The 13,781-nt window shown below is 67.9% G+C and carries 9 protein-coding genes; 1 reads left to right on the top strand and 8 read right to left on the bottom strand.

What is annotated here, in order from left to right:
- Positions 1-209 precede the first annotated feature (209 nt).
- Positions 210-521 carry a hypothetical protein gene (locus HLH48_RS16405; RefSeq protein WP_246387414.1) on the bottom strand — a complete coding sequence of 104 codons (312 nt, stop codon included), beginning with the start codon at positions 519-521 and terminating at the stop codon, positions 210-212.
- Between the two features lie 198 nt (positions 522-719).
- Between HLH48_RS16405 and HLH48_RS16410 the strand changes: the two genes are divergently transcribed.
- A complete protein-coding gene (locus HLH48_RS16410; protein WP_182998555.1) occupies positions 720-2,240 on the top strand; it encodes an acetyl-CoA hydrolase/transferase family protein in 1,521 nt (506 codons plus the stop codon).
- Positions 2,241-2,363: 123 nt separating this feature from the next.
- On the opposite strand, the gene HLH48_RS16415 is transcribed toward HLH48_RS16410, so the two are convergent.
- The 7 genes from HLH48_RS16415 to HLH48_RS16445 form a co-directional block, all read right to left on the bottom strand.
- A complete protein-coding gene (locus tag HLH48_RS16415) occupies positions 2,364-4,772 on the bottom strand; it encodes a TonB-dependent receptor (protein ID WP_182998556.1) in 2,409 nt (802 codons plus the stop codon).
- Between the two features lie 218 nt (positions 4,773-4,990).
- On the bottom strand, positions 4,991-9,520 hold the full coding sequence (locus HLH48_RS16420; RefSeq protein ID WP_182998557.1) for an AAA family ATPase: 4,530 nt from the start codon (positions 9,518-9,520) through the stop codon (positions 4,991-4,993).
- A gap of 13 nt (positions 9,521-9,533) precedes the next feature.
- A complete protein-coding gene (locus HLH48_RS16425; protein ID WP_182998558.1) occupies positions 9,534-10,154 on the bottom strand; it encodes a thioredoxin domain-containing protein in 621 nt (206 codons plus the stop codon).
- Between the two features lie 72 nt (positions 10,155-10,226).
- Positions 10,227-11,165 (bottom strand): ketopantoate/pantoate/pantothenate transporter PanS, encoded by a 939-nt coding sequence (panS, locus tag HLH48_RS16430; RefSeq protein WP_182998559.1) that lies wholly within the window; start codon positions 11,163-11,165, stop codon positions 10,227-10,229.
- A gap of 5 nt (positions 11,166-11,170) precedes the next feature.
- On the bottom strand, positions 11,171-12,109 hold the full coding sequence (locus HLH48_RS16435) for a hemolysin family protein (RefSeq protein WP_373320281.1): 939 nt from the start codon (positions 12,107-12,109) through the stop codon (positions 11,171-11,173).
- On the bottom strand, positions 12,106-12,597 hold the full coding sequence (gene ybeY / locus HLH48_RS16440) for an rRNA maturation RNase YbeY (RefSeq protein WP_246387415.1): 492 nt from the start codon (positions 12,595-12,597) through the stop codon (positions 12,106-12,108). The genes HLH48_RS16435 and ybeY overlap by 4 nt, the downstream gene beginning before the upstream one ends.
- Before the next feature lie 76 nt (positions 12,598-12,673).
- The gene (locus tag HLH48_RS16445; protein ID WP_182998589.1) at positions 12,674-13,744 is read right to left on the bottom strand and encodes a PhoH family protein; all 1,071 of its coding nucleotides are present in this window, start codon (positions 13,742-13,744) and stop codon (positions 12,674-12,676) included.
- Between the last annotated feature and the right edge of the window lie 37 nt (positions 13,745-13,781).

Raw genomic sequence — 13,781 nt, forward strand, 5'->3', positions numbered from 1 at the left:
GCCGGCATGGCGGCCGGCGCGGGCAGGTGAGGCGCTTTCCAGACTGTGTCGTCGGCGGACTGGGTGTGATTCAGCGTCATGGTGGCTTCGGTCACGGTGGAGGGTGCGGCGGGCCTTTCGTCGGATATGGGGCGGGGGAGCCGATTTCGCCATATCTCCGCCATCGGCGCCCCCTGAATGCATGGCCAGCGCATGGCTGCCAGTCGTTTTTATCTGGGCGGCGCCAGCCATTCGGGGTGTCGGCGGGAGATGTGGATGATGACGCGGTCCAGGACGCGGCGTATCGGTGCCACGTCTTCGGCCAGCAGGATCAGCCCCAGCGGCAGCATCCACAGGCCCAGGATCGGCAGAAAAGACAGCAATCCTCCCACGATCAGCAGGAATCCCGCCAGGATGCGGGCCGGACGGCGGGACGGGACGCGCAGCCAGTCGATCGCCCCGCGCAGACGCTGCGGCACGCGCCCCAGCGCCATGTTCATCAGGCGCTCATGCTCGCCTTTCGGATCGCTCGGGTCGGACATGGCTGCGGATAACACTCTTTTGTTGTGACGCGTCTGCCAGGAAAGAGAACAGATGGCCTGTCGGGCCGGCCTGGCGTCCGATACGGTATTCTGTCCCCGCGGCAGGATCAGGGCGGCCTGACCCGCGCAGTAAGACCAAGATGCAGTACAAGATGCAGTACAAGAACAAGATAACGAGAAGACACGAGGAAAGGTTCCATGATCGATCATAGCCGTATCCGGAACGCCGCCTTCCGGGCAAAAGTGACCACCGCCGAGGAGGCCGCCACACATATCCGCCCGGGCAGCATGGTCGGGATGAGCGGCTTTACCGGCTCGGGCTATCCGAAGGCCGTTCCGCAGGCCCTTGCCGCGATTATCGAGAAGGAAAAGGGGCTGGGGAACGACTTCCGCATCCGGCTGTTCACCGGCGCGTCCACCGGACCGGAACTGGACGGCGCACTGGCCAAGGTGAACGGCATCTCGTTCCGGATGCCCTATAACTCCGACCCGATCCTGCGCGGCCGCATCAATAGCGGCGAGACGGACTATCTCGACATGCATCTGAGCCATGTGGCTCCGATGACATTGCAGGGCTTCTTCGGCGAGATGGACACGGCCGTCATCGAGGCCGTCGCGATCCGCGAGGACGGCAGCATCGTCCCGTCATCGTCGCTGGGCAACAACAAGGCCTGGGTCGAATCCGCCCGTCAGGTGATCATCGAGGTCAATAGCTGGCAGCATGCGGCGCTGGAGGGCATGCACGACATCTGGTACGGCACCGCCCTGCCGCCGCATCGCGTGGCCATCCCGCTGCTCCGCCCCGATGACCGGATCGGCCAGGCTACGCTGAAGATCGACCCGTCGAAGGTCATCGCGGTGGTCGAGACCAATGCACCGGACCGCAACGCGCCCTTCTCGCCGCCCGACGCATCGGCCAAGGCCATTGCCGGCCATCTGATGGAATTCTTCCGCCATGAAGTGGCGAAGGGCCGCCTGCCGCCGTCGCTGCTGCCGCTACAGTCGGGCGTCGGCAACGTCGCCAACGCGGTGATGAGCGGGCTGGAAGAAGGGCCGTTCGAGGACCTGACGGCCTTCACCGAAGTGATCCAGGACGGCATGCTGGGCATGCTGGAATCCGGCAAGATGCGCGTCGCCTCGGCCACCGCCTTCTCGCTGAGCCCCGAAGCCGCGGAATCGCTGAACAACCGCATGGCCGAGTTCCGCTCCAAGATCATCCTGCGTCCGCAGGATATCAGCAACCATCCCGAACTGATCCGCCGGCTTGGCTGCATCGCGATGAACGGGCTGATCGAATCCGACATCTATGGCAACGTCAACTCGACCCAGGTCATGGGGTCGCGCGTGCAGAACGGCATCGGCGGTTCGGGCGACTTCGCGCGCAATGCCTATATCTCGGTCTTCATGACGCCTTCGACGGCCAAGGGCGGCAAGATTTCGGCCATCGTGCCGATGGCGGCGCATGTCGACCACATCACCCAGGATTCGCAGGTGCTGGTGACCGAGCAGGGCCTGGCCGACCTGCGCGGCCTGTCGCCCAGGCAGAGGGCCGAAACCATCATCCGCAATTGCGCGCATCCGGACTATCGCCCGCTGCTGCTGGATTACTACAAGCGTGCCCGGGAAGGCTCCTTTGGTCAGCAATTCCCGCATCTGCTCACGGAATCACTGTCCTGGCATCAGCGCTTCATCGAGACTGGCACGATGCTGCCGGGCTGACGGCGGCCTATCCCGGTGACACGACAGGCGCGGCACAAACGTTGCCGCGCCTGTTACATCAGGCGCAAAAGTAAAGGCCGCTCCGACCGGAAGACGTGTCGGCGCGGCCTTGAGCGGCGGTGATCAGAACTCGGCGCTCAGTGTCAGGAAATACATGCGCGGCGCGATCGGATAGGCGGAGTAGGTGGTCGACGCGTTGCCGATGCTGAGGGTCGACCAGCCTTTGGTATTCGTCAGATTGGTGATGTTGCCCTGGACCTTCAACCCGCGCACATGCGGAATGCCGCGAATGGTGTAGCCCGCGTTCAGGCTGAACAAGGCGTAGCTGCTGACATGCTGGTCGTTGGTGTAGGTCGTGTATCGCTTGCCGATGACATCGCCGATGAACTGGGCGTTGAAGTCGCCCCAGTTGGTGGAAGCGACGAATTTCTCGGTCCAGTTCGGAACGCCCGCTACGTTCTTGCCCGCGGTCTGAACGATTGTCGTTCCGGCCGAGTAATTGTCGTTATAGACCGATTTGTTGTAGGACAGCGCGTTGTAGAACGAGAAATGACGGCCGAACTGCGAGGTGAAGGAGAAATCCATGCCGTCGGTCGATACCGACCCGACATTGGTCAGGATATTGGCGCTGCCGACAATCCAGGACAGGTTGGGCGCGGACGCGACGGACAGAAGCCGGTTCGAGAAATGCACGTGATAATATTCCAACTGGCCGCTGAGATGCGTCAGCGGGCCAAAGGAGATGTCACGGTTGGTACGGAAGCCGGTTTCGTAGGTCCATGAGGTTTCCGGATGGCCATGATCGCGGAAATGGTCGAACGCCTGCTGGGTGGTGACGCCCCAGGGCGTGGCGTTTCCGGTCCCTTCGGCCTGGAAGGAACGCATGTTTTCCTGGATGTTGGCGAACCACTGCTCATGCGGCGTGATGTTCCACAGCGCACCGAACGCCGGCAGGAAGGGGCGGACCGCCGCGATCGTGCCGCCGGGAACCGTCGAGCCCGACTTGCTGGCGACGGGCAGGGTGCCGTTCGTATAGACCAGTTCCGACTTGAAGCCGGCATTCAGGGAGAAGGTCCGGGAAACCTGCCACGTATCCTGGAGGTGGGTCGTCCAGGTATTGGTATAGAAGTAATTGGTATACTGGTGGATCAGCGGGTTCTGCTGCCGCTGGTACGGCGTGGTCGGGTCGGATGCCGAGAACGGATACCAGCGCCGGGCCTGCGTGTTGTTGTTGCGCTCGTACCAGCCGCCCAATTCGATATGGTGGTTGCCCAGATGGTAGCGCAGGGTCGAGATGAGGCCGCCGCGATTGTCCCAATATTCCGTCGTGCGCGTGGCCATGCCGCTGCCGCCGAAAACCTGGGATAACTGCGAGGGCGAGTAGCTGGGATAATAGGCGCTGAACAGCACGGGGAGGCCGGCGGCCGAAATCGGCCCTGCCACTACGCCCTCTCCGCCGTCATGATGATAATAAATCTGGTTGTCCCAGTGGAGATTTCGAGAAAAATCATGCGTCCACTTGGTGTATGCCAGGAAATCTTCGCGCTGGGCGGCTGAATAATAGTTTCTGTAATTCAATCCGGCATCTTTATATTCGGTCGAATTGTAATATTTCAGCGCCTCACCGAGGTTCGGATAGATGAACGGCTTTTTGTAAAGCGTCGTATACTGGGGATCGTAGATGCTGTCTTCGTTCGGCTCGACCTTGTCCGACCAGTCGAAGAAACTGGTGATCCTGTTATTGTCATCCTCGTGGACGAACTTGGCATTGACCTGATTGCCGCCCTGATGGCCGGCGAAATCCCACGCGCGGGCATCCTGGCGGGCCCAGGCGACATAGGCTGAATTGCCGTTGCCGAACGTGCCGGTGTCGATGCGGGCAAAGGTGCGGAATGTCGACCAGCTTCCGAACGTCTGGCTCAACTGGCCGCCGGCACGATGCAGCGGGTCCTGCGTCAGGAATTCCAGCGTGCCGCCGAGGTTGCTGGTCGAGGCCGTTCCCAGCGCGCCGGCGCCTGTCGAAACCGAAGCGCCGCCCATGATTTCGCTGATGGCCGCGCGCTGTGGCGTAAGGCCGTTGTAATTGCCGTAGGCCTGGTCCCCCAGCGGCACGCCGTCGAGCGTGAAACCCAACTGATTCTGGTTGAACCCATGGATGAACAAGGAGGAATTCTGTTCGTTATTGCCCCATGGGTCCGCGTTTTCGAATACCACGCCGGGCAGGATTTCCAATGCCTTGACCGGGTTGATGCCCGGGAGGATGCGCTGCATTTCCACATGGCTGACGCTCTGCTCGGAGCGGGTGCGATGCGCGGTCGAGATGATCTGCTCGGTTGCCGGAACGGCCGCGGCCGACGGCATCGCGGCTTTCGATGCGCCCGTCTTGGGCGCCGACGCAGCCGGCGGCAGATCGGCGGCATGAGCGGATGCGACGCCCAGTGCCAGCAACGTGGACGTCAGCAGGGCGCCGCGGCGCGTCGCCACTCGGTTGGCGGGGCGGGTAACGGAGTTCCGGAAGAACGACGGCGGCATCGAAATCTTTCCAATGAGGGGGGCGAAGTGACGCCGCGCTCATACCGGAGAGAGTTCCTGGATTGCCCGTGAAGGTTTGAAGACGATGCGGGAATATCACATCACGCGAAAATTTGATTGAATTCTCTAGTTAAAAAGTTGCGGATGTCCCGACGATATGAAAAGGATCATTTTCTGCCGATTCGGCCTCCTGCTGGCGGGTGTCCGGTTGACGAGCGTCAGGACGCCTCGTTATTTCGCGCATGGCCGGCCATGGTCGCCGCGTGGTCGAGATCGACCGACAGTACTCGGCTGACCCCGCGTTCCTGCATCGTCACGCCATAGAGCCGGTCCATGTGCGCCATCGTCAGTTGATGATGGGTCACGACCAGGAAGCGCGTGCCGGCTTCCGCCACCATGTCGGCCAGCAGGGCGCAGAAGCGCCCGACATTGGCGTCGTCCAGCGGCGCGTCGACCTCGTCCAGCACGCAGATCGGTGCCGGGTTGCAACGGAACACCGCGAAGATCAGCGACAGCGCCGTCAGCGCCTGCTCGCCGCCCGACAGCAGCGATAGCGTGGCCAGCTTCTTGCCCGGCGGCTGGGCATAGATCTCCAGCCCCGCCTGCAACGGATCGTCATTGCCCACCATGCCCAGATGCGCCCGGCCGCCATTGAACATGCGGGCAAACAGCGACTGGAAATGCCGGTCGACCTCGGTGAATACCGCCAGCAGACGCTCGCGCCCTTCGCGGTTCAGCGCCCCGATCGAGCCACGGAGCCGGGCGATGGCCGTGTCCAGTTCGTCCTTCTCACGCTGGATGGTGGTGATTCGCGTCTCGGCCTCGTCGGCTTCCAGTTCGGCGCGCAGATTGACCGGTCCCATCTCCTCGCGCTCACGGGTCAGGCGGGCGATCTTGCGGCGCAGGCCGGTCTCGGCCGCCTCCGTCAGGTCGGGCGGGACGATGCCCGGCGGTTCGGGCGTTTCGGCCAGCAACTGCGCCAGGATGGCTTCGGCCTGCTCGTGCCGGCCTTCGGCGCGCAACACGGCCTCGCGCCCGGCCGCGAGGGCGGCCTCGGCGTCGCGGCGCGCGGTCTGGCACCGTGCCAGCGCCTCTTCGGCCTCGGCCAGCTTGCGGGCGGCCTCGGCATGGCTGGATTCGGCCTCGTCTGTCGCCGCCCGGGCGTTCTGCCGGGTAAGGATCATCTCGTCGGGCATGGCGGCGAGACGCGCATGCTCCGTCTTCGCGGTGTCCAGACGGGTCGAGGCGCCCTGCAATTCGACGGTCGCGGCCGCCTGGCGGGCGGTCCAGTCGGCCAGGGTGGCCACGATTCCGGCCAGGCGGGCCTGGATGGTCTGCTCTTCGCCCGCGAGGGTCGCGCGGCGTTGCCGGGCCTCGTCCTCGGTCTGGCGGGCCGCCGCCACGGCTGCGCGCGCCGCGCCGACGCGGTGTGCGATCGCGTCCTGATCCGGCAGGGCCTGCTGTTGCGCCGTGATGCGGGCCAGAAGGTCGGCCGCGTCGTCGCGTTCCTGCCGCAGGGCCTCCAGGCGCGGCGCCTGGGCATCCAGCACGCTGCGGATTTCGATCAATGTGGTCTGCTGGGCCGCGTGGGCGGTCTGGGCCTGTTCCAGCGCCCGTTCCGCATCCTGCACATGGTGCCGCGCCGCCTCGTGGGTGGATGCCGCGTTCCGGGCGCGGGTTTCGGCGGCGGCCAGGGCCGACTCGGTGTCGGCGCCGGGGGGCAGGGCGGCGAGGGTGGATTCGGCCTCCTGCCGGGCCGCTTCGGCCTGTTCGGCCTCGCGGCCGATGCGGTGCAGTTCGGGGACGATGGTCGCCAGGCGGGCCTCGGCCTCGTTATGGCGGGCGGCGGTGGTGTCGTCCGCGCGTTTTGCCGCCTCCAGGGCGGTTTCGGCGCGTTTGCGGGCGTCGCGCGCGGCGGTCTCGGTGGTCTGCGCCGCCTGTTCCTGCTGGCGGGCCGCCTCGTGCCGCTGGGCCAGTTGGGCGGCGTCCGGCAGGTCCGACGCCGCCTGCCTTGCCGCGCCCAGCGCGGTTTCGGCTTCCGCCAGCGCCAGCGCCGCCTGGTCATGCTGGGGTTGCAGGGTCTCCAGCCGCGCGCGGGCCGTGGCATCCAGCCGGCTGATTTCGGCCTCATCGGTGCGGGCCTGACGCAGCGTGGCCTCGATGGCCCCGCGCGCGGCGCGGGCGGTGACGACGGACTCCGCCGCCACCGACCGGGCCTGTTCGGCCGAGGCCAGGGCGGCTTCGGCGATCGGCAGGTCGGTCAGGCGTGTCTGACGCGCCGCCTCGGTCTCGCGCAGGTGGTTGCGTTGCCGCAGGAGCAGGGCCGCCCGGCTGGGCTGGCCGGCCGCGACGCGGTATCCATCCCAGCGCCACAGGGCGCCGTCTCTTGCCACCAGGCTCTGGCCGGGCAGAAGCTGAGCCTGCATGGATGTGCCGTCATCCACCAGGCCGATCGCCGTCAGGGCCCGGGCGAGGGCGGGCGGAGCGCTGACCAATGCCGCGAGGGGCACGGTATCGGGGCCGGGCAGCGGCGTGGACGGCAGGGGGGAGAGCGCATGCCATCGGCGTGGCGCGTCCGGCTCGACCGATGCCTCCAGCCCGTCGGTCAGGGCGGCGGCCAGCGCGGTTTCCAGCCCGTCAGGCACCGTGATGTCCTCGACGACCGGGCGGAAATCCGTCTCGTCCTGTCCGGTCTTCAGGGCCTGGGCCAGGCCTTCGGCCTGCGCCGACAGGCGGGAGAGGTCGGCCTTGAGCGTGCTGAGATGCTGGGCGGCGGCGTCGCGGTCGCCGGCGGCGGCTGCCAGGGCGGCTTCGGCGTGCTCCAGGGCCTGGCTGGCGTCGGCAAGCCCGCGTTCGGCCTCCTCGCGCGCCGTCCGGGCGGCGGCCAGACGGTCCGGCGCGATGGCGGCGGCCTGGGCGCTCGCCAGATCCTCGGCCAGCGCGCGCAACCGCGCGACGGCGCGCTGATGGGCCGTGTCCGCCGATTGCAGGGCGGCATGGGTCGTGGTGCGGCGGTTGGTGCCCTCCTGAAGCCGGGCATAGGCGTCGAGGCGGGCGGCGGAGGCGGCCTGACGGTCCAGTTCCGCCTGTTCCAACGCGGCGCGGGCCGCATCGAGGGCGGATTGCGCCTGGGTCAGGCCGGCGCGCAGCGAGTCGCGGTGATCGGCGGCGACGCGCTGGGCCTGTGCCTCGTCATGCCGGCGTTGGAGGGTTTGCTGTTCGGCGTGCAATGCCTGGGCGCGCTCGGTGGCGTGTGCCAGGGCGCGGCAGGCCGCGTCATGACGTCGCCGGGCCTCCTCCGCCTGGCCGCGCGCCAGGCTGGCCGCCAGGGTCGCGTCCGATTGTTCCTGCGTCGCCTGGTCCAGCGCGGCACGGGCTTCCGCCAGCCGGGTGGTCGCGGCCGCAAGGTCGGTGGCCCTGGCTTCCAGCGCCGATGGGTCGGGCAGGGCGGCCCGCAGGCCATCCAGTTCGGCGACCAGCACGGCATGCTGGGCGTCCAGGCGGGCGTGACGGGCCTGCGCGTCCTGGAGCGATGCGGCGACCTGGCTTGCGTTGAGCTGTGCGGCATTGGCCTCGGCGCTGGCCTGTTCGAGCATCTGCTCGCTCTCTCGCACCCTGCCGGCGGCGTCGGCCAGGGCTTGGGCGGCCTGCGCCACGTCGTCGGGCAGGGCGGACAGGCGGGTGGACAGGCTGGCCTGCTCGGCCTGGAGCCGGGCGACCGTCTCGCCGGCATCGGTCTCGCGCGCCAGCGCGGCCTGATGGTCGCCTTCGGCCTGTTGCAGCCGTTCGGTGGCCGCCCGCACGGCCTCGGCCGCGCGCTGTTCCTCGCGCGCCATGCCTTCCGCCAGGATTTTCTGGCGTTCCAGCACGGTGCGGCTTTCGTCCGCCCGCGCGCGCAACGCGGGCAGGTCGCGCGTGGCTTCGAATTCCGCGACCACGCTTGTTTCAGCGGCTTCTTCGGCCTGGGTCAGGGCCTGGCGAGCCTGGCGCGCCATCTGGCCGGCCCGCTCCACCGCCAGCCGTGCCCTGGCATGGAGCAGGGCCAGCAGGCTGGTCTCGGACTCGCGCAGGGCGGTGGATATCTCGCGATAGCGCTTCGCCTGCTGCGACTGGTCGCGCAGGCTGCCCAGATGGCCTTCCAACTGGATGCGCAGATCGTCGGCGCGCGCCAGGTTGGCCTCGGTGGCGCGCAGCTTCAACTCGGCCTCGTGGCGCCTGGCATGCAGGCCGGTGATGCCGGCGGCTTCCTCCAGGATGCTGCGCCGTTCCTCGGGCCGGGCATTGACCAGCGCCGAGACGCGCCCCTGGCTGACCATGGCCGACGATCGCGCGCCCGAGGCCAGGTCGGCGAACAGGGTCTGCACGTCGCGGGCACGGATCTGCCTGCTGTTGACGCGATAATCACTGCCGGCGCCGCGTTCCGCGCGCCGTGTGATCTGCAATTCCTCCTGGTCGTGCAGCGGCGGCGCCGCGATGCCCTCGGTGCCTTCCAGGGTCAGCGTCACCTCGGCCAGGTTGCGGGCGGGGCGGGCGGCGGTGCCGGCGAAGATCAGGTCGTCCATCTCGCCGCCGCGCAGGGAGCGGGCGGAACTTTCGCCCATCGCCCAGCGCAGCGCTTCGACCACATTCGACTTGCCGCACCCGTTCGGCCCGACGATCCCGGTCAGGCCCGGCAGGATCTCGACCGAGACCGGGTCGGCGAAGCTCTTGAATCCGCCGATGCGCAGGCGGACGAAACGGGCAGTCATGGGAGGGACCGGATCAGCTCAGCGAGGCGACCTTTTTCGCGAAATCGTCGTACGTCATCTCCTGGCCCACCTGCTCCTTGTCATTGAAGCGAAAGGTCGGGGTGCCCTCGATCTTGTATTCGGCCTGGGCGCGGTTTTCCTCGTCCATGATGGCCTGGCGCAGGGTGTCGTCGGCCAGCGTCTTCTGGAACAGGTCGGCCGGCATGCCGGCCAGCGCCGCCATCTTCTGCAATTCGTCCTGCGGGTTGACCGCGCGGTTGAAGGCCCAGCGATCCTGGCTGGCCAGCAGCGACAACACGAAGGGCTCGTAGCGTTCCGGCGGCAGGGTGCGGGCGATCATCGCCGCCGCCAGGGCGATCTGGTCCAGCGGAAAATCGCGGAAGATGTAATAGACCTTGCCGGTGTCGATCAGCTTGCCGCGGATCTCGGGAAAGACCTCGGCCGCGAAGCGGGCGCAATGGGTGCAGGTCAGCGAGAACCATTCCTCGACATGCACCTTGGCGGCCGGGTTGCCGGCCGCGCGCACGGCCATGCGCGGGTCGGCGGCGGCGCGGGCCGCGCGGATGGACACCGCCTGCCCGAACAGGAGGGCGGGAGTCGCGGTCGCGATCAGGGTGCGGCGGGTAACGGGCATGACTGAACGGTCTCCGACAGGCTGGAACGGGCGGGCGGTAAAAGGGGAAAGAGCCCGCAAAGCGGACAGGCGTCAAGATGCCTGCGAGGGGTCGGATGCCGGCGCGGGCGCCGGACGTGTCGCCCACCAGGCCGACAGCGCGGAGCCCGAGATATTGTGCCAGATGGAGAACAGCGCCCCCGGCAGGGCCGCCAGCGGACCGAAATAGAGCCGGCCCAGCGTCGCGGCCAGCCCGGAATTCTGCATGCCGACCTCGATCGCCAGGGTGCGGCAGGCGCTTTCTTCCAGGCCCAGCAGCCTGCCGCCCCAATAGCCGCCCAGCAGGCCGACCCCGTTATGCAGCACGACGCCCAGCAGGACCAGCGGCCCCGCCGCCGCCAGCGAGGGGCGGGCCGAGGCCACGATGGCGCCGATGATCGTCATGATGGCGATCATGGCCACCAGGGGCAGCAGCGGCTCCACCCGGCGCACCAGACGCGGGGTGAGCATGTTGACGGCCAGCCCGGCCGCAACCGGCAGGGCGACGAGCGTGACGATGCTGCGCAGCAGGGCCAGCACGTCGACCTGCACGTCGGCCGCCACATACAGCCGGGTCAGCAGCGGCGTGGCGACGATGCCCACCAGGGTGGAAAGCGTGCTGATGCTGACCGACAGCGCCACGTCGCCCCGTGCCAGATAGATCATGACATTCGACGCCGTGCCGCTGGACACGCTGCCGACCAGGATCATGCCGACCCGCAGCGCCGGCGGCATGCCCAGCAGCCGCCCGATCAGCCACGCCGCCAGCGGCATGATCGCGTAATGCAGCACGATGCCCGCCACGACCGGCGCCGGCCGGCGGGCGATGCGGCGGAAATCGCCCACCGTCAGCGTCACGCCCATGGTGAACATCACCAGGGCGAGCAGCGGCGTGATCGCCGGCGTCAGCACCATGAAGGCATCCGGCCGGCCGATGGCGGCGGCCGAGACCAGGATGGCCCATAGCGGGAAAAGGCGGGTCAGGATGGACAATCCGGTCAGGCGGGCGAGGGGACCGGCGGTGGCGGACGCACGCGCACCTTGCGGATATGCAGGGCATCGGCATCCAGCACGCGGAAGACCAGGCCGCTTTCGTGGGTCAGGACCTCGCCCCGCGCCGGCACATGACCCGCCAGACGGAAGACCAGGCCGCCGACCGTCTCGATCTCGGCCTCACGCTCGGCCTCGGTCAGCAGCGCGCCCAGCCGGTTTTCGAACTCCTCGACCGGCAGGCGGGCATCGACGTCGAACGTGCCGTCCGGCCGGTCCTGGATCAGGACCGCCGTCGGTTCGTCATGCTCGTCGGAAATGTCGCCGACGATGGTCTCCACCAGATCCTCGATCGTCACCAGCCCGTCGACGCCGCCATATTCATCGATGACCAGCGCCAGATGAAGATGCCGCTGGCGCATCTGCAACAGCAGATCCAGCACCGGCATCTGCGGCGCGACCATCAGAGGCTGGCGCAGCAGCGTTTCGACATTGAAGGCCTCGCTGGTGCCGGCATAGGCGATCAGGTCCTTCACGTGGATCATGCCCACGATGTCGTCGAGCTGGTCGCGATAGACCGGCATGCGCGAATGGTTCTCGCGCCGCATCAGGGCCAGGGCCTCGTCCTGGCTGACCGACACCGACATGGCGACGATATCGGCGCGCGGGATCATCACGTCGTCGGCGGTGATGCCGCGCAGCCGCAGCACGTTCGCGATCAGCGCGCGTTCCTGACGGTCCAATTCCGAATTGGCGTCGGTCCCGTCGCCTTCGGCCTCGTTCGCCTCCTGCACCAGGGCGGCGATGGAATGGCGCAGCCCCTGTTCGCCGCGCCTTCGGCCGAACAGGGACAGCAGGCCCCGGCCACGCGGGCGCGGCGCATGGGCATCGTCGGCCCGACCCGACGCGCCCTCGGGCGGCGCGGAGTCGGGCAATGGGCGGTTCACTGCGCGTCCTCCATGCGGCCCGAAGGCGAGCCGGGGCGGAATTTCCATGGATTGGGAACGGACAGGCGGCCCAGGATGCGGGCCTCCTCCATTTCCATCCGCCGTGCCTCGCCGGCCTGGTGATGGTCGTGGCCGCGCAGGTGCAGGATGCCATGGACGATCAGGTGCATCAGGTGATGCCGGATCGGCCGCCCCGCCGCCTGGGCTTCGCGCCGCACGGTTTCCAGCGCGATCATGATATCGCCGCCGGGCACGCCGTCGGGATAATCGAAGGTCAGGACGTTCGTCGGCTTGTTGCGGTCGCGATGGCGCGCGTTCAGCCGGCGGATCGCGCGGTCATTGTCCAGCGCGATCGTGACCGGTGCCGGCTCGCCGCCGGCCCAGGCGGCGCGCGCGGTGCGCCGCACCAGGGCGGCCAGTCCCGGAATCGCGCCATGCCAGCGCGCGTCGGCGACGATCACGTCGCATTCCGGGTCGTCCTGCGTCATGGTGGAGTGAGGGCCGGCGGCCAATCCGGCCGCCGGCGGTCTTATAACGTCCCCGTCCGTTTCGGCGGGGCGTTTGCTACTTCGCGGTTCCATTGTTCTCCCGGCGCGCCCTGCTGCGGGACATGTCCCGTTCGGCCGCCGCTCGCTGATCATAGGCGTCCACGATGCGCGCGACCAGCGGGTGCCGCACCACGTCGTGAGACTCGAAGCGCATGATACCGATTCCCGGCAATCCTTCCAGCGTGTCGACCGCGTCGCGCAGCCCTGACGTGACGCCGGAGGGCAGGTCGACCTGGCTCAGGTCGCCCGTCACCACCATGCGGGTGCCGCTGCCCATGCGGGTCAGGAACATCTTCATCTGCGCCGCCGTCGTGTTCTGCGCCTCGTCGAGGATGACGAAGCTGTGGGCCAGCGTACGGCCGCGCATGAAGGCCAGCGGCGCCACCTCGATCTCGCCCGTGCCCATGCGCCGTACCACCTGGTCGCCGGGCATCATGTCGTGCAGCGCGTCGTAGAGCGGGCGCAGATAGGGGTCGATCTTCTCCTTCAGGTCGCCGGGCAGGAAGCCCAGCCGCTCGCCCGCTTCGACGGCCGGGCGCGACAGGACGATCCGATCCACCTGGCCGGCCTGGAGCATCGCCACGGCCTGGGCGACGGCCAGATAGGTCTTGCCCGTGCCGGCCGGCCCGATGCCGAAGACCATTTCGGTCTGCGCCAGCATTTCCATATAGGCGGCCTGGCCGGCCGAGCGGGGGGCGATGGCGCCGCGCTTGGTGCGGATGGCGGGCAGTTCCGCCAGCGGCACGCGCGGGGTATCGGGGATCGGCGCGGGGGCGTGGATCATCCTGGGCCGTCCTTCGGCTGCCGGGCGTGGCATGGTGTGGTGGGCGGCGGCCATGCGGATCGCCGCGTCGAGATCGGCGCTGTCCAGTTCGCCGCCGCCGCCCTGCAGGCGCTGATAGAGGCTGGCCAGCGCCGCCTGGGCGATTTCCACCCGGTCCGGGCTGCCATTGAGGGCGACGCGGTTGCCGCGGCAGGACAGGCGGATGCCGAATCCACGTTCGAGATGAAGCAGGTGACGGTCATGATCGCCGACGAGCTGTGCCAGCAGGGCATTGTCGTCGAATTGCAGCGTGACCGTCCGCATCGCGGCGATGTCGGACGGAGCTTGATGATCGCGCGTC

Source organism: Gluconacetobacter sacchari (assembly GCF_014174255.1).
Taxonomy (GTDB): Bacteria; Pseudomonadota; Alphaproteobacteria; order Acetobacterales; family Acetobacteraceae; genus Gluconacetobacter; species Gluconacetobacter sacchari.

What these genes read in the sequence shown, in the direction of transcription:
- HLH48_RS16405 (WP_246387414.1), bottom strand. Translation starts at nt 521, where the DNA reads ATGTCCGACCCGAGCGATCCGAAAGGCGAGCATGAGCGCCTGATGAAC.
- HLH48_RS16410 (WP_182998555.1), top strand. Translation starts at nt 720, where the DNA reads ATGATCGATCATAGCCGTATCCGGAACGCCGCCTTCCGGGCAAAAGTG.
- HLH48_RS16415 (WP_182998556.1), bottom strand. Translation starts at nt 4,772, where the DNA reads ATGCCGCCGTCGTTCTTCCGGAACTCCGTTACCCGCCCCGCCAACCGA.
- HLH48_RS16420 (WP_182998557.1), bottom strand. Translation starts at nt 9,520, where the DNA reads ATGACTGCCCGTTTCGTCCGCCTGCGCATCGGCGGATTCAAGAGCTTC.
- HLH48_RS16425 (WP_182998558.1), bottom strand. Translation starts at nt 10,154, where the DNA reads ATGCCCGTTACCCGCCGCACCCTGATCGCGACCGCGACTCCCGCCCTC.
- ybeY (WP_246387415.1), bottom strand. Translation starts at nt 12,597, where the DNA reads ATGACGCAGGACGACCCGGAATGCGACGTGATCGTCGCCGACGCGCGC.
- HLH48_RS16445 (WP_182998589.1), bottom strand. Translation starts at nt 13,744, where the DNA reads ATGCGGACGGTCACGCTGCAATTCGACGACAATGCCCTGCTGGCACAG.